This window comes from Streptomyces sp. DG2A-72, assembly GCF_030499575.1.
In the GTDB taxonomy this organism is placed as follows: Bacteria; Actinomycetota; Actinomycetes; order Streptomycetales; family Streptomycetaceae; genus Streptomyces.
Map to the genome: position 1 here is coordinate 2,471,679 of NZ_JASTLC010000001.1, position 15,557 is coordinate 2,487,235.

Annotated in this window: 11 protein-coding genes, 1 tRNA gene and 1 pseudogene; 10 read left to right on the top strand and 3 right to left on the bottom strand. The window is 67.0% G+C overall.

What is annotated here, in order from left to right; genetic code table 11:
* Positions 1-2: 2 nt before the first annotated feature.
* The 7 genes from QQY66_RS11880 to QQY66_RS11910 all read left to right on the top strand — a co-directional run bounded on the left by QQY66_RS11880 (position 3) and on the right by QQY66_RS11910 (position 9,406).
* Complete coding sequence (locus QQY66_RS11880) at positions 3-2,282, top strand: FdhF/YdeP family oxidoreductase (protein ID WP_301979137.1); 2,280 nt, start codon at positions 3-5, stop codon at positions 2,280-2,282.
* Positions 2,283-2,330: 48 nt separating this feature from the next.
* A complete protein-coding gene (locus tag QQY66_RS11885) occupies positions 2,331-2,798 on the top strand; it encodes a PaaI family thioesterase (protein WP_301979138.1) in 468 nt (155 codons plus the stop codon).
* Between the two features lie 963 nt (positions 2,799-3,761).
* Positions 3,762-4,988, top strand: coding sequence for a branched-chain amino acid ABC transporter substrate-binding protein (locus QQY66_RS11890; RefSeq protein ID WP_301979139.1), 1,227 nt, complete (start codon positions 3,762-3,764; stop codon positions 4,986-4,988).
* Positions 4,989-5,119: 131 nt separating this feature from the next.
* Positions 5,120-6,049: a branched-chain amino acid ABC transporter permease gene (locus QQY66_RS11895; protein WP_301979140.1), complete on the top strand. Its 930-nt coding sequence runs from the start codon at positions 5,120-5,122 to the stop codon at positions 6,047-6,049.
* A 5-nt stretch (positions 6,050-6,054) separates the two neighbouring features.
* A complete protein-coding gene (locus QQY66_RS11900) occupies positions 6,055-7,839 on the top strand; it encodes a branched-chain amino acid ABC transporter permease (RefSeq protein ID WP_301987279.1) in 1,785 nt (594 codons plus the stop codon).
* A gap of 5 nt (positions 7,840-7,844) precedes the next feature.
* Positions 7,845-8,693, top strand: a complete 849-nt coding sequence (locus QQY66_RS11905; RefSeq protein WP_301979141.1) for an ABC transporter ATP-binding protein — start codon at positions 7,845-7,847, stop codon at positions 8,691-8,693.
* Complete coding sequence (locus tag QQY66_RS11910) at positions 8,690-9,406, top strand: ABC transporter ATP-binding protein (RefSeq protein WP_301979142.1); 717 nt, start codon at positions 8,690-8,692, stop codon at positions 9,404-9,406. The genes QQY66_RS11905 and QQY66_RS11910 overlap by 4 nt, the downstream gene beginning before the upstream one ends.
* A gap of 74 nt (positions 9,407-9,480) precedes the next feature.
* Here QQY66_RS11910 and QQY66_RS11915 read toward each other — a convergent pair whose 3' ends face one another.
* Positions 9,481-10,146, bottom strand: a complete 666-nt coding sequence (locus QQY66_RS11915) for an ANTAR domain-containing response regulator (protein WP_301979143.1) — start codon at positions 10,144-10,146, stop codon at positions 9,481-9,483.
* 100 nt (positions 10,147-10,246) lie between these two features.
* Here QQY66_RS11915 and QQY66_RS11920 point away from each other — a divergent pair.
* Both QQY66_RS11920 and QQY66_RS11925 read left to right on the top strand, forming a co-directional pair.
* A tRNA-Leu gene (locus tag QQY66_RS11920) sits at positions 10,247-10,321 on the top strand.
* 106 nt (positions 10,322-10,427) lie between these two features.
* Positions 10,428-11,176, top strand: a pseudogene (locus tag QQY66_RS11925) (helix-turn-helix domain-containing protein).
* 7 nt (positions 11,177-11,183) lie between these two features.
* Here QQY66_RS11925 and pyk read toward each other — a convergent pair.
* Both pyk and QQY66_RS11935 read right to left on the bottom strand, forming a co-directional pair.
* Positions 11,184-12,614: a pyruvate kinase gene (gene pyk / locus QQY66_RS11930; protein ID WP_301979144.1), complete on the bottom strand. Its 1,431-nt coding sequence runs from the start codon at positions 12,612-12,614 to the stop codon at positions 11,184-11,186.
* A 139-nt stretch (positions 12,615-12,753) separates the two neighbouring features.
* Positions 12,754-13,464, bottom strand: coding sequence for an SIMPL domain-containing protein (locus QQY66_RS11935; RefSeq protein ID WP_301979145.1), 711 nt, complete (start codon positions 13,462-13,464; stop codon positions 12,754-12,756).
* Positions 13,465-13,643: 179 nt separating this feature from the next.
* Here QQY66_RS11935 and QQY66_RS11940 point away from each other — a divergent pair, with 179 nt between their 5' ends.
* Positions 13,644-15,458 carry a bifunctional UDP-sugar hydrolase/5'-nucleotidase gene (locus tag QQY66_RS11940; protein ID WP_301979146.1) on the top strand — a complete coding sequence of 605 codons (1,815 nt, stop codon included), beginning with the start codon at positions 13,644-13,646 and terminating at the stop codon, positions 15,456-15,458.
* Positions 15,459-15,557 lie beyond the last annotated feature (99 nt).

The window sequence follows — 15,557 nt, forward strand, 5'->3', positions numbered from 1 at the left end:
CGATGGCAACGAAGCCGCCCCAGGGCGATCCGGTTCAGGACGCGCCGCAGGTCGCCGAGCCGCAGCACGCGGCGGCGGGGCTCCCAGCCATCGGGCACACCCTGCGTGTCGCCCAGCAGCAGATGGGTGTGAAGCGGACCGCGCTGACCCTGCTGCGCGTCAATCAGAAGGACGGCTTCGACTGCCCGGGCTGCGCCTGGCCGGAGCCGGACCACCGGCACAAGGCGGAGTTCTGTGAGAACGGCGCGAAGGCGGTGGCCGAGGAGGCCACCCTGCGCCGGGTCACCCCGGAGTTCTTCGCCGCGCACACGGTCGCCGACCTCGCCACCCGCTCCGGCTACTGGCTGGGCCAGCAGGGGCGGCTGACGCACCCCATGTATCTCCCCGAAGGGGGAGATCGCTACGAGCCGGTCACCTGGGACCGCGCCTTCGACATCATCGCCGACGAGCTGAAGAACCTCGGCTCCCCCGACGAGGCCCTCTTCTACACCTCCGGCCGGACAAGCAACGAGGCCGCCTTCCTCTACCAGCTGTTCGCCCGCGAGTTCGGCACGAACAACCTGCCGGACTGCTCCAACATGTGCCACGAGTCGTCCGGCTCGGCGCTGTCCGAGACGATCGGCGTCGGCAAGGGCAGCGTCCTGCTCGAAGACCTCTACCAGGCGGACCTGATCATCGTCGCCGGCCAGAACCCCGGCACCAACCATCCGCGCATGCTCTCCGCCCTGGAGAAGGCCAAGGCCAACGGCGCGAAGATCATCAGCGTGAATCCGCTGCCCGAGGCGGGCCTGGAGCGCTTCAAGAACCCGCAGACCCCCCAGGGCATGCTCAAGGGCGCCGCGCTCACCGATCTGTTCCTGCAGATCCGCATCGGCGGCGACCAGGCACTCTTCCGCCTGCTCAACAAGCTGATCCTCGACACTGGCGGCGCGGTCGACGAGGACTTCGTACGCGAACACACGCACGGCTTCGAGGAGTTCGCCGAGGCCGCCCGCGCCGCAGACTGGGACGAGACACTCACCGCGACCGGTCTCGAACAGCGGCAGATCGACGAAGCCCTCCGGATGATCCTCGCCTCCGAGCGCACCATCGTCTGCTGGGCCATGGGCCTCACCCAGCACAAGCACGCCGTGCCGACCATCCGCGAGGTGGTCAACTTCCTGCTCCTGCGCGGCAACATCGGCCGCCCCGGCGCGGGCGTGTGCCCGGTGCGCGGCCACTCCAACGTGCAGGGCGACCGCACCATGGGCATCTTCGAGCGCCCCGCCCCCGCCTTCCTGGACGCCCTGGAGAAGGAGTTCGGCTTCGCACCCCCGCGCGAGCACGGCTACGACGTCGTACGGGCCATCCGCGCGATGCGCGACGGCTTGGCGAAGGTCTTCTTCGCCATGGGCGGCAACTTCGTGTCCGCCTCCCCCGACACCGAAGTCACCGAGGCGGCGATGCGGCGCGCCCGGCTGACCGTGCACGTCTCCACGAAGCTCAACCGCTCACACGCCGTCACGGGCGCCCGGGCGCTCATCCTGCCCACCCTGGGACGCACCGAGCGTGATCTCCAGGGCAGCGGCGAGCAGGTCGTGACCGTCGAGGACTCGATGGGCATGGTGCACGCCTCCCGCGGCCGGCTGGAGCCCGCGAGCACGCATCTGCTGTCCGAGCCGGCGATCGTGTGCCGCCTGGCCCGCCGCGTCCTCGGCGACGCGTCCCGCACGCCCTGGGAGGAGTTCGAGAAGGACTACGCCACGATCCGCGACCGCATCGCGCGCGTGGTGCCCGGCTTCGAGGACTTCAACGCGCGCGTGGCGCACCCCGGAGGCTTCACGCTGCCGCACGCCCCGCGCGACGAGCGCCGCTTCCCCACGGCCACCGGCAAGGCCAACTTCACCGCCGCGCCGGTCGAGTACCCGCGGCTGCCCGAAGGACGGCTGCTGCTGCAGACGCTGCGCTCGCACGACCAGTACAACACCACGATCTACGGCCTCGACGACCGCTACCGGGGCATCAAGAACGGCCGCCGCGTCGTCCTCGTCCACCCCGAGGACGCCCACGCACTCCGCATCCCGGACGGCTCGTACGTCGATCTCGTCAGCGAGTGGCAGGACGGCGTCGAGCGCCGCGCGCCCGGCTTCCGCGTCGTGCACTACCCGACCGCCCGGGGCTGCGCGGCCGCCTACTACCCCGAGACCAACGTCCTGGTCCCCCTCGACGCCACCGCGGACACCAGCAACACCCCGGCCAGCAAGTCCGTCGTCGTACGTCTGGAACAATCGGCGACCGACTGAGCGTTTGCTCAGTCGGATGCGACCGACGACGAAACGGAGCCGGGCCCCATGGGCGAACAGCAGCACGTGAAGTTCCCGCAAGAGGTCATCGACGAGTACGCCGCGCTCGGCGTCGACCTCGTCGCCATGTTCTCGGCCGGGCACCTGGGCACGCGCATGGGGGTGGAGATCGTCGAGGCCTCCGCGGACCGCGTCGTCGGCACCATGCCCGTCGAGGGCAACACCCAGCCGTACGGACTGCTGCACGGCGGCGCGTCCGCCGTGCTCGCCGAGACCCTGGGCTCCGTCGGCTCCATGCTCCACGCCGGCAGCTCCAAGATCGCCGTCGGCGTCGACCTCAACTGCACGCACCACCGCGGCGCACGCTCGGGACTCGTGACCGGCGTGGCCACCCCCCTGCACCGGGGGCGCTCCACAGCGACGTACGAGATCGCCATCAGTGACGAAGAGGGACGGCGGGTCTGCACCGCCCGGCTGACCTGTCTGCTGCGGGATGTCCCAACGCCCGCAGCCTGACCGGGCATTCGGCTGGGCAACCGCCCCCGGCTCCCCTACCGTTTCCCCATGAGGCAGCCCTCATGACCGGAATCGGCCCCGTCGAGCCCGTCGACTCGCCGGGGTCCGAGGAGAGTTGCCCCACCAACGGCTCCGACCGGACACGAGTGGCGGACCGTTGGAGCGCGCGCTGGGCCCGGCTGTCGCCGAAAACCCGCAAAGCCGCCCTCGGCACAGCGGCGATCGCCCTGGTCGCGGCGGGAATTCTGGTGCCGCCCGCCCTGCCGTCCGAGGACCGCGCCGAGCCGCAGGACACCCCCGTCCCCTGGCCCGCCAACGGCACGGCCTGGCGCTACCTGGGCCTCGCCGAACCCGCCAACTCGTGCCTCCAGCGGCCGTTTCCGCTTCGCAGTCGCCGTCGACAGCGGCCCGCCCGTGACCGTCCGCGTCACCGGCGCCGCGTTCCCCGGACTCACCGCCCACGCCACCCCCGAACCCCTCACCGTGCACGCCGGAACGACCCGCCGGATCACAGTCGACATATCAGTTTCCGACCGTTCGGACCTGCCCCTGAATGCCGACCTCCCCTTTCTCGACGTAACACTGCGTAACCCACGCGCAATACAGCACCACAGTTTCATCTTCGGAGGCGCGTACTCCCACGATCTTTCCCGGCTCCTCCAGGGCGCCTGCGCCCCGGTACCGGCAGCGCCGCCCGCACGGCCAACCGGAAGTGCGAGTTCTCAAAATGTGGACTGTGAAGGATGTCCCCCAAAAGGGTTAACAGTGCCCTTCACCGAACCGCACACACCTGCACGTCATAACAAGAAAGTCACAAGCCAGCGCACGGCGATGCCGCTGCCCGCAAACCGGGCTTAGAGTCACGGCCAGTCACCGCTCCATCGGGAGTTCGGTACCAGCGCGGCACCCGCCGCCCCACCCGGGCGGACGTGACTGCGGAAAGGACTGATTGTGCGACGTTCCTTGGTGATACTTACCTCCGTCCTCGCGACTGGAGCTCTGACGCTCACCGCTTGCGGCTCCCGTGACGACAGCGGCGACAGTGGCGACAACGGAGACGCCACCACCCTGACGATCGGCGTGGACGCCCCGCTCTCCGGCGAGAACTCCACCACCGGCCTCGGCATCCAGTACGGCGCCCAGATCGCCGTCGACGACGCCAACAAGAACAAGCTCGTCCCCGGCGTGACGTTCAAGCTCAAGGCCCTGGACGACAAGGCGCAGCCCGCCACCGGCCAGTCGAACGCCACCAACATCACCGGCGACAAGACCGCCGTCGGCGCCGTCGGCCCCCTGAACTCCGGCGTCGCCCAGACCATGCAGCAGGTCTTCGCCTCGGCCAACATGGTCCAGATCTCCCCCGCGAACACCGCCCCCGAGCTGACCCAGGGCAAGAACTGGCAGACCGCCAAGAAGCGGCCGTTCAAGACCTACTTCCGCACCGCCACCACCGACGAACTGCAGGGCAGCTTCGCCGCCCAGTACGCCTTCAACAAGCTCAAGAAGAAGAAGGCCTTCGTCGTCGACGACAAGCAGACCTACGGCGCCGGCCTCGCGAAAATCTTCAACGAGCAGTTCAAGAAGCTCGGCGGCCAGGTCGTCCAGACCGACCACGTCAACACCGGCGACAAGGACTTCGGCTCCCTCGTCACCAAGATCAAGAACTCCGGTGCCGACCTCCTTTACTACGGCGGCCAGTACGACGAGTCCGCGCTGATCACCAAGCAGCTCAAGGACGCCGGCGTCAAGATCCCGCTGTTCGGCGGCGACGGCATGTACGCCTCCACCTACATCGAGGCCGCCGGCGCCTCCTCCGAAGGCGACCTCGTCACCGCGATCGGCGTCCCCGCGGACACCCTGCCCGCCGCCAAGACGTTCATCGAGACCTACAAGGCCAAGGGCTACAAGGGCGACTACGGCGCCTACGGCGCCTACGCCTACGACGCCACCACCGCCATCATCAAGGCCGTGAAGGCCGCCGCGGACGCCAACAACGGCAAGGTGCCCACCGACATCAACGCCCTGCGCTCCACCGTCGTCGACGAGGTCCAGAAGTCCGACTTCGAAGGCATCACCGGCAAGGTCTCCTTCGACGAGTACGGCGACACCACGAACAAGCAGCTCACGGTTTACCAGGTCGAAAAGGGCGCCTGGAAGGCTGTCGAGACCGGCACCGCCGACCTCGGCTGACCCAGGCCCCCAGCAGCAACAGCAACACACCACGGGCCGCGCGGAAGGGGACCCCGACCGCGCGGCCCTCGCCACACCCACCCCTGCACACGACCAGTGCATACGACCACCAGCGACATGGAGGCCATGCGGTGAACACCCTGCCGCAGCAGCTGGCCAACGGGCTGCTCCTCGGCTCGATGTACGGGCTGATCGCCATCGGCTACACGATGGTGTACGGCATCGTCCAGCTCATCAACTTCGCGCACGGCGAGATCTTCATGACCGGGGCCTTCGGCGCCTTCACGGTCTACTTCTACATCCTCCCCGACGGCACCGCGATGGCCATCGCGGTGCCCCTGATGCTGATCGGCGGCGGAATCGTCGCCATCCTCATCGCCGTCGGAGCGGAACGGTTCGCCTACCGACCCCTGCGCGGAGCACCACGACTGGCACCGCTCATCACTGCGATCGGTCTCTCCCTGGCCCTCCAGGAAGTCGTCCGCAACTTCTACCCCGGCGCCGACCGCGCCATCGCCTTCCCCGGCCTCGACACCTCCCACGACATCGGCTCCGTCACCATCAAGGACGCCGACATCTTCCTGATCGTCGCCGCCATCGTGTGCATGTCCGCCCTGGCCTTCTTCGTCCGCAAGAGCCGCACCGGCCGCGCCATGCAGGCCACCGCCCAGGACCCGGACACCGCACAGCTCATGGGCATCGACACCAACCGCATCATCGTCATCGCCTTCGCCATCGGCGGTTTCTTCGCCGCGGTCGCCGCCGTCGCCTACGGCCTCAAGTACGGCAACATCGACTACCGCATGGGCTTCCTCATGGGCCTCAAGGCCTTCACCGCAGCCGTCCTCGGCGGCATCGGCAACATCTACGGCGCCATGCTCGGAGGCCTCGTCCTCGGCGTCGCCGAAACCCTCGCCTCCGCCTACATCGACGGCATCCCCGGCATGGACAAGCTCGGCGGCCAGAGCTGGGCCAACGTCTGGGCCTTCGCCCTCCTCATCATCGTCCTCCTCGTCAGACCACAAGGCCTGCTCGGCGAACGCGTCGCGGACAGGGCGTGATCACGATGACCGACATCACCAAGACCACCCCCGCCACCCGCGGACTCATCCCCCTGCCCCTCGCGGCAGCCCGCGCGCTCCTCCTCCTCGGAGGCATCGCCACCGCCGCCTCCGCCTTCCTCGCCTGGACCTGGACCAGCGAATTCCCCGGCGACCTCACCATCACCGGCTACCCCGGCGGCCTCCAGTGGCTCACCCTCACCGCCGGCGTCCTCACCGCCCTCTTCACCCTCGCCGCCTACGGCACCCCCGGCCTCGGCTGGCTCATACCCGGCCGCAACAACGCGCCGCTCGCCCTGCTCGCCCTCGGCGGCCTCGGCGTCACCTGGTACGCGGTCATCTCGATCAGCGTCGAACTCGGCGGCGTCGTCAACCTCGAACCCGGCGGCTGGATCGCGGCCATCGCCTCCCTCCTGCCCGTCATCGGCGCCTTCGCCCTCCCCGAGCGGCGCACCGACGACACCAAGGAAAACTTCAAGGCGTACCTCGCCAAGCCCGACGGCATCCCCGCCCCCCAGCCGCTCGGCGGATGGGCAGAACGAGCCGTCATCACCGTCGTCACCGCCCTCGGCCTCTTCATCTTCACCTACGGCATCGACACCGAGTACGGCGAACTCTTCGTCGGCTACCTCATCGTCGTCATCTTCGCCATCTGGGCCCTGCACACCGCAGGCCTCATCGACCGCTTCTCCCGCATCGTCGCCCACAACCGCAGCTTCACGCTCGCCATGGGCTTCGTCGCCGCGATCGCCTTCCCCTTCACCCAGACCGACGACCACTACGCCAACATCGGCGTCAACATCCTGATCTTCGGGACCGTCGCCCTCGGCCTGAACATCGTCGTCGGCCTCGCCGGACTCCTCGACCTCGGATACGTCGCCTTCCTCGGCGTCGGCGCCTACACCGCCGCCCTCGTCTCCGGCTCCGAGTTCTCCACCTTCTCCGGCGTCCAATTCCCCTTCTGGGCCGCCGCCCTCACCGGCGCCGCCGCATCACTGGTCTTCGGCGTCCTCATCGGCGCCCCCACCCTGCGACTGCGCGGCGACTACCTCGCCATCGTCACCCTCGGCTTCGGAGAAATCTTCCGCATCGCCGTCAACAACATGGACGGCGACTCCGGACCCGACATCACCAACGGACCCAACGGCATCCCGTCCATCCCGGACCTCAGCCTCTTCGGGTTCAACCTCGGCGAATCCCACGACATCGGCGGCTTCACCCTCGGCCGCTTCGCCAACTACTACCTGCTGATGGTCCTCATCATGGCCATCGTCGTCCTCGTATACACCCGCGCCGCCGACTCCCGCATCGGCCGCTCCTGGATCGCCATCCGCGAAGACGAAACCGCCGCCACCGCCATGGGCATCAACGGCTTCCGCGTCAAACTCATCGCCTTCGCCCTCGGCGCCGCCCTCGCCGGCCTCGCCGGCACCGTCAGCGCCCACGTCACCTACAGCGTCGTACCGACGCCCTACCAGTTCGCCGGCTCCACGCCCCCGAACTCGGCATTCCTCCTCGCAGCAGTCGTCCTCGGCGGCATGGGCACAGTCGCAGGCCCCATCCTCGGCGCCGCCCTCCTCTACCTGCTCCCCGAGAAGCTCGTCTTCCTCCAGGACAAGTCACTGCTCGCCTTCGGCGTCGCCCTCATCCTCCTGATGCGCTTCCGCCCCGAAGGCATCATCGCCAACCGCCGCCGCCAGCTCGAATTCCACGACACCGGCCAACTCGACATACCAGAAACAACAACACTGACCGGCGAACCAGCCGCCGTCACCAAGGCGGGGGCGTGAGCACCATGACTACATCAGTACTCGAAGCCCGCGGCGTCACCATGCGCTTCGGCGGCCTCACCGCCGTCCGCTCCGTCGACTTCACCGTCAACACCGGCGAAATCGTCGGCCTCATCGGCCCCAACGGCGCCGGCAAGACAACCTTCTTCAACTGCCTGACCGGCCTGTACATCCCGACCGAGGGCACCGTCTCCTACAAGGGCACCGTCCTGCCGCCGAAGCCACACCTGGTGACACAGGCCGGCATCGCCCGCACCTTCCAGAACATCCGCCTCTTCGCCAACATGACGGTCCTCGAGAACGTCCTCGTCGGCCGCCACACACGGACGAAAGAAGGCCTCTGGTCCGCGCTGCTTCGCGGCCCCGGCTTCAAAAAAGCGGAAAAAGCCAGCGAAGAACGCGCCATGGAACTCCTCGAGTTCATCGGCCTCGCCCACAAACGCGACCACCTCGCACGCAACCTCCCCTACGGCGAACAGCGCAAGCTCGAAATCGCACGAGCACTCGCGTCCGAACCGGGACTGCTGCTCCTCGACGAGCCGACCGCAGGCATGAACCCCCAGGAGACGCGAGCCACAGAGGAGTTGGTCTTCGCCATCCGCGACATGGGCATCGCCGTTCTCCTCATCGAGCACGACATGCGCTTCGTCTTCAACCTGTGCGACCGAGTCGCCGTCCTCGTCCAGGGCGAAAAACTCGTCGAAGGCACCTCCGAGGTCGTCCAGGCTGACGAGCGAGTCATCGCCGCCTACCTCGGCGAACCCTTCGAAGGCGCCCCCGGCGACGCGGAAGCCGCCGAGGTCGCGGCCGCCGAAGCGCAGAGCAGCACCAGCACCAAGGGAGAAGCCCAGTGACCGCACTCCTCGAAGTCGAGGACCTCCGGGTCTCCTACGGCAAAATCGAAGCCGTCAAAGGCATCTCCTTCAGCGTCCAAGCCGGCGAAGTCGTCACCCTCATCGGCACCAACGGCGCCGGCAAGACGACAACCCTGCGCACCCTCTCGGGCCTCCTGAAGCCGAGCAGCGGAAAGATCCTGTTCGACGGCAAACCCCTCACCGGCGTCGCCGCCCACAAGATCGTCTCCCTCGGCCTCGCCCACTCCCCCGAAGGCCGACGCATCTTCCCCCGCCTCACCATCTTCGAAAACCTCCAACTCGGCGCGTTCCTCAGGAACGACAAGGAGGGCATCGAAAAGGACATCCAGCGGGCCTACGACCTGTTCCCCATCCTCGGCGAACGCCGAAACCAGGCAGCAGGCACATTGTCCGGCGGCGAACAGCAAATGCTCGCCATGGGCCGCGCCCTCATGTCCCAGCCCAAACTGCTCATGCTCGACGAACCCTCCATGGGCCTCTCACCGATCATGATGCAGAAGATCATGGCGACGATCGCCGAACTCAAGTCCCAGGGCACGACGATTCTGCTCGTCGAGCAGAACGCCCAGGCCGCGCTGTCCCTGGCCGACCACGGGCACGTCATGGAAGTCGGCAACATCGTGCTGTCGGGCAGCGGGCAGGACCTGCTGCACGACGAGTCGGTACGGAAGGCATACCTCGGCGAGGACTGAAGTCCATTTGCCGGTACGACAAGGCCCGCGCCCCCAATCCTGGGAGCGCGGGCCTCGTGCATGCTCGCGGGGCGTCAGCCCTTGTTGTTGCTGTTGCCCTTCTTCTCCTCGGCGTCCTGAATGACCGCCTCGGCAACCTGCTGCATCGACATCCGACGGTCCATCGACGTCTTCTGAATCCACCGGAAGGCGGCCGGCTCGGTCAACCCGTACTCGGTCTGGAGGATCGACTTCGCCCGGTCGACGAGCTTCCGAGTCTCAAGCCGCAGAGAGAGATCCGCGACCTCCTTCTCCAGCTCCTTGAGTTCCGTGAACCGGGAGACGGCCATCTCGATCGCCGGAACGACGTCACTCTTACTGAACGGCTTCACGAGATAAGCCATCGCACCCGCATCGCGGGCACGCTCGACGAGGTCGCGCTGCGAGAAGGCGGTCAGCATGAGGACGGGGGCGATGCGCTCCTCGGCGATCTTCTCGGCAGCGGAGATGCCATCCAACTTCGGCATCTTCACATCGAGGATCACGAGGTCGGGCTTGTGCTCCCGGGCCAGCTCCACGGCCTCTTCCCCGTCACCGGCCTCACCGACGACGGAGTAGCCCTCCTCCTCCAGCATCTCTTTCAGATCGAGCCGGATCAGTGCCTCGTCCTCGGCAATGACGACACGGGTCGTCACCGGAGGCACGTGCGACTTGTCGTCGTCGGGCGCGTCTACGGGCTGGGGCGACTCGGGGGCGGTCACGGGGGCTCCTCGTTCGGGGCAGGGGTGCTGCTGACAAGAGACTACCTAGCTGCGGTAAGGTGGGTGCGCGGAGGGTCAAGGGAAACCTTGGATTCTGCGAGCCCCGGTAGCCCAATTGGCAGCAGGCAATGGATTCAAAACCCATACAGTGTCGGTTCGAGTCCGACCCGGGGCACTTTTCCTTCGGTTCCAAGGTCGGCACCTAGAAGCGGATGTCCACGTTCTCGTGAACATCCGCTTTTTGCTGCGTGTCGTAGCGATCACCCTCCCAGAGTGGCCGCATGTACGACATCAGCACACGCAAGCGGGCGCTCAGGCTGGTTTCACATGGCCGCAGCCTGAACTCGGTGAGCCGAGAGACGGGCATCTCACGTGCCGCAATCCGCTCCTGGCAGGTCCGACTTGAACCCCTGCCACGCATGGCTGCTCCGCCTCCCGGGCCGCCGACCGACGAAGTCTCGTACTCCTACCTGCTGGGCCTCTATCTCGGCGACGGCTGTATCAGCGCGCCCACCCCCGCGGCACCGGCCACTACCTCCGTATCGCGTGCGCAGACGCATGGCCAGGGCTGATTGACGCCTGTGAGGCCGCTATGCGTTCGGTCAACCCTGCGCTCAACGCATACCGAGTGCAGGCACAAGGCTACGTATCAGTGGTTGGCTACTACCCACATTGGCCCTGTCTCTTCCCTCAGCACAGCCCCGGCAAGAAGCACGAACGCAGGATCGCTCTAGAACCCTGGCAGCAGGCCATCGTCGAGGCTCACCCCTGGGAATTCATCCGCGGCCTCATCCACTCGGACGGCTGCCGGATCACCAACTGGGCCACCCGTCTCGTAGGCGGCGAGCGGAAGCGCTACGAATACCCCCGGTACTTCTTCACCAACCTGTCGGGCGACATCATCGGGCTCTTCACTGCGGCACTGGACCGTGTCGGCGTCGAGTGGCGACAGGCCAACGCTCGCAACATCTCCATCGCCCGCAAAACCTCCGTAGCCCTAATGGACACCCACGTAGGCCCCAAGCACTGAACCCCGCCTACTTGTCGTCCTCCCCGATGTGATGCACCCGGACGAGGTTCGTCGACCCCGAGACGCCGGGTGGCGAACCCGCCGTGATGACCACGATGTCGCCCTGCTGACAGCGGCCGTACTTCAAGAGCAGTTCGTCCACCTGGTCGACCATCGCGTCAGTGGAGTCGACGTGCGGACCGAGGAACGTCTCCACACCCCACGTCAAATTCAACTGCGACCGCGTGGCCGGCTCCGGCGTGAAGGCGAGGAGCGGAATCGGGGAGCGGTAGCGGGACAGGCGGCGGGCCGTGTCTCCCGACTGGGTGAAGGCGACCAGGAACTTCGCGCCCAAGAAGTCGCCCATCTCCGCCGCCGCCCTCGCGACTGCCCCGCCCTGCGTACGGGGCTTGTTGCGTTCGGTCAGTGGCGGGAGGCCCTTCGCGAGGATGTCCTCCTCCGCCGCCTCGACGATCTTCGCCATCGTCTTGACGACTCCGATGGGGTACTTGCCGACGCTGGTCTCGCCGGACAGCATCACCGCGTCCGTGCCGTCGATGACCGCGTTGGCGACGTCGCTCGCCTCTGCCCTCGTGGGGCGGGAGTTGTCGATCATCGAGTCGAGCATCTGGGTCGCGACGATGACCGGCTTGGCGTTGCGCTTGGCGAGTTTGATCGCGCGCTTCTGGACGATGGGGACCTGTTCCAGCGGCATTTCGACGCCGAGGTCTCCGCGGGCGACCATGATGCCGTCGAACGCGGCGACGATGTCGTCGATCGCGTCGACCGCTTGGGGCTTCTCGACCTTGGCGATCACCGGGAGGCGACGGCCTTCCTCGTCCATGATCCTGTGCACGTCGTCGATGTCGCGTCCGCTGCGGACGAAGGAGAGGGCGATGACGTCGCAGCCCATGCGCAGGGCCCAGCGGAGGTCTGCCTCGTCCTTGTCGGAGAGGGCGGGGACCGACACCGCGACGCCGGGCAGGTTGAGGCCCTTGTTGTCGGAGATCATGCCGCCTTCGACGACCGCGGTGTGGACGCGGGGGCCGTCGACCTGGGTGACCTCCAGGCAGACCTTGCCGTCGTCGACGAGGATGCGTTCGCCGGCGGTGACGTCGGCGGCCAGGCCGGCGTACGTGGTTCCGCACTGCTCGCGGTTACCCTCTGCGCTCTCTTCGACGGTGATGGTGAAGGTGTCGCCGCGTTCAAGGAGTACGGGGCCTTCGGTGAAGCGGCCGAGTCGGATCTTCGGGCCTTGAAGGTCGGCGAGGATGCCGACGCTGCGGCCGGTCTCGTCGGAGGCCTTGCGGACGTGCTGGTAGCGCTCCTCGTGGTCGGCGTAGCTGCCGTGGCTGAGGTTGAATCGGGCGACGTCCATTCCGGCTTCGACCAGTGCCTTGATCTGGTCGTATGAGTCGGTGGCGGGGCCCAGGGTGCAGACGATCTTTGCTCGGCGCATGTTTTGAGCCTAGGGCTTACCGGTGGGTAGAGAATTGGCCGCGCATGACTACTCAACAACCTTTGCGTGAAGGGTTATTGACAAGTGTTGAATTGTGCGGCGGGGTGCTCCGATGAGCATTCCACAGGCTGTCGCGTATTCACAGGCGGGGCGGTGCCATCGTAAAGCGGGCGTTGACCTGGGCGTAGACGCGTTGGCGTTGGGGTTCGAGGTCGAGGGGGGCGGCGGCGTCTTCTGCGGCGAAGGCTGCGGAGCGCATGCGGGCGTTGCCGGCGACTGCATACGGTTCGTGGTTCTCGGCGCCGATGTCGGCGAGTTCTACCAGCGCGGCCAGTGACGTGCCGAGGGCTTCGGCGTACTCCCTCGCCCGCTGGACGGCTTCCTTGACGGCCTGCTGGCGGGCTTGGCGGTGGGCGGGTGAGTCGGGGCGGAGGGCCCATGCGGGGCCGTCGACGCGGGTGAGTTCTTGGTCGGCGAGGCGCGTGGTGAGTTCGCCGAGGGCGGTGAAGTCGGTGAGTTCGGCGGTGATGTGGACGCGGCCGTGGTAGGCGTGGATGCGTTCGCCGCGGCCTTTTTCCTTGAGTTCGGGGCTGATGGAGAAGGCGCCGGTTTCGAGGCGTTCGACTGCGTCGCCGTAGGTTTTGATGAGGTCGAGGGTGGTGGTGTTGCGGCGGGTGAGGTCGTCGAGGGCGGTGCGGCGGTCTTTGCCGCGGGTGGTGACGGTGACGACGATGCGGGCGATTTCGGGGTCGACTTCGAGGCGGGCTTCGCCGCGGACGGCGATGCGGGGGGCTTCGGGGGTGCCGTAGGGGACGGCGGGGTGGGGGTCGTTTGTGGGTGGTGTGGTCATACGCCCCACTCTGTCACGCCTTACTCGCTTACGGAGTGGGCGAGTTCGTGGGCTGGGTCATCAGATCGAAACCTGTAGGGCCTGTTGCTGCTGGGCATGTCCGGGTCAGAATCTACGCGCGTTGTGGGCCGTGTCAGGTCTACGCGCGTCATTGACCGTGGCCCGAGGAGTGTCCAGAGATGCCGTTGAACCGTCGGAAGTTCCTGCAGAAGTCCGCCGTGACCGGGGCGGGGGTGGCGATCGCCGGTGCGGCGGCGGCTCCGGCGGCCGAGGCTGCGGAGGCTTCGGAGGCGAAGAAGGGGGCGAGGCCGGTGAAGCGGTACGCGTTCACGGTGATGGGCACGACGGATCTGCACGGGCACATCTTCAACTGGGACTATTTCAAGAACGCGGAGTACACGGACGCCAAGGGCAATGCGCAGGGTCTGGCGCGGATTTCGACGTTGGTGAATCAGGTCCGGGAGGAGAAGGGCCGCCGCAACACGCTGTTGTTGGATGCGGGTGACACGATCCAGGGCACTCCGCTGACGTATTACTTCGCGAAGGTGGACCCGATCACCGCCGAGGGCGGGCCGGTCCATCCGATGGCGGCGGCGATGAACGCGATCGGGTATGACGCGGTGGCGCTGGGCAATCACGAGTTCAATTACGGCATCGAGACGCTGCGGAAGTTCGAGGAGCAGTGCGATTTCCCGCTGCTGGGTGCGAACGCGCTGGACGCGAAGACGCTCAGGCCCGCTTTCCCGCCGTATTTCATCAAGAAGTTCCGGGTGCCGGGCGCTCCGCCGGTGAAGGTGGCCGTGCTGGGGCTGACCAATCCGGGTATCGCGATCTGGGACAAGGCGTATGTCGAGGGCAAGCTGACGTTCCCGGGTCTGGAGGAGCAGGCGGCGAAGTGGGTGCCGAGGCTGCGGTCGATGGGCGCGGATGTGGTGGTGGTGTCGGCGCACTCGGGTTCGTCGGGTACGTCGTCGTACGGTGATCAGCTGCCGTACATCGAGAACTCGTCGGCGCTGGTGGCTCAGCAGGTGCCGGGGATCGACGCGATCCTGGTTGGTCATGCGCACACGGAGATCGCGGAGCTGCTGGTCACGAATGAGAAGACCGGCGGGACGGTCGTGTTGTCGGAGCCGTTGTGCTTTGCGGAGCGGTTGTCGCTGTTCGACTTCGAGTTGGTCTTCGAGAAGGGCCGCTGGAGGGTGGAGTCGGTGAAGGCGACGGTGCGCGATGCGAAGACGGTCGCCGATGACCCGAGGATCACCAAGCTGCTGAAGGACGATCACGACATCGTGGTCGAGTACGTCAACCAGGTCGTCGGTACGGCCACGGCGACGTTGACGACGGTGGAGGCCCGGTACAAGGACGCCCCGATCATCGATCTGATCACGAAGGTGCAGGAGGACGTGGTCAGGGCGGCGCTGGCGGGTTCGGAGTATGCGTCGCTGCCGGTGATCGCGCAGGCGTCGCCGTTCTCGCGGACGTCGGAGATTCCGGCGGGGGATGTGACGATCCGGGATCTGTCGAGTCTGTATGTGTACGACAACACGCTGGTCGCGAAGTTGATGACGGGTGCGCAGCTCAAGGCGTACCTGGAGTATTCGGCGGAGTATTTCGTGCAGACGGCGCCGGATGCCGCGGTCGACGTGGAGAAGCTGACGAACGCGGGTGGCCGTCCGGATTACAACTACGACTACGTGTCGGGGCTGTCGTACGAGATCGATATCGCGCAGGCGGCGGGTTCGCGGATCAAGAATCTGACGTACGACGGTGCGGCGCTGGATGAGGCCCAGAAGTTCGTGTTCGCGGTGAACAACTACCGGGCGAATGGCGGGGGTGCGTTCCCGCATGTGGCGTCGGCGCAGGAGTTGTGGGCGGAGTCGACGGAGATCCGTACGCGGATCGCGGAGTGGGTGACGGCGAAGGGTGTGCTGGATCCGAAGGACTTCGCGTCGGTGGCCTGGAACTTGACGCGGGGCGGTACGCCCGTGTTCTAGGCGCGGGAGTTCGGGGCAACGGCGTCGGGGCGTTCGCGCTCCGGCGCCGTTGTCGCTGTCGCTGTCGTTGTCGTTGTCGTTGTCGTTGTCGTTGTCGTT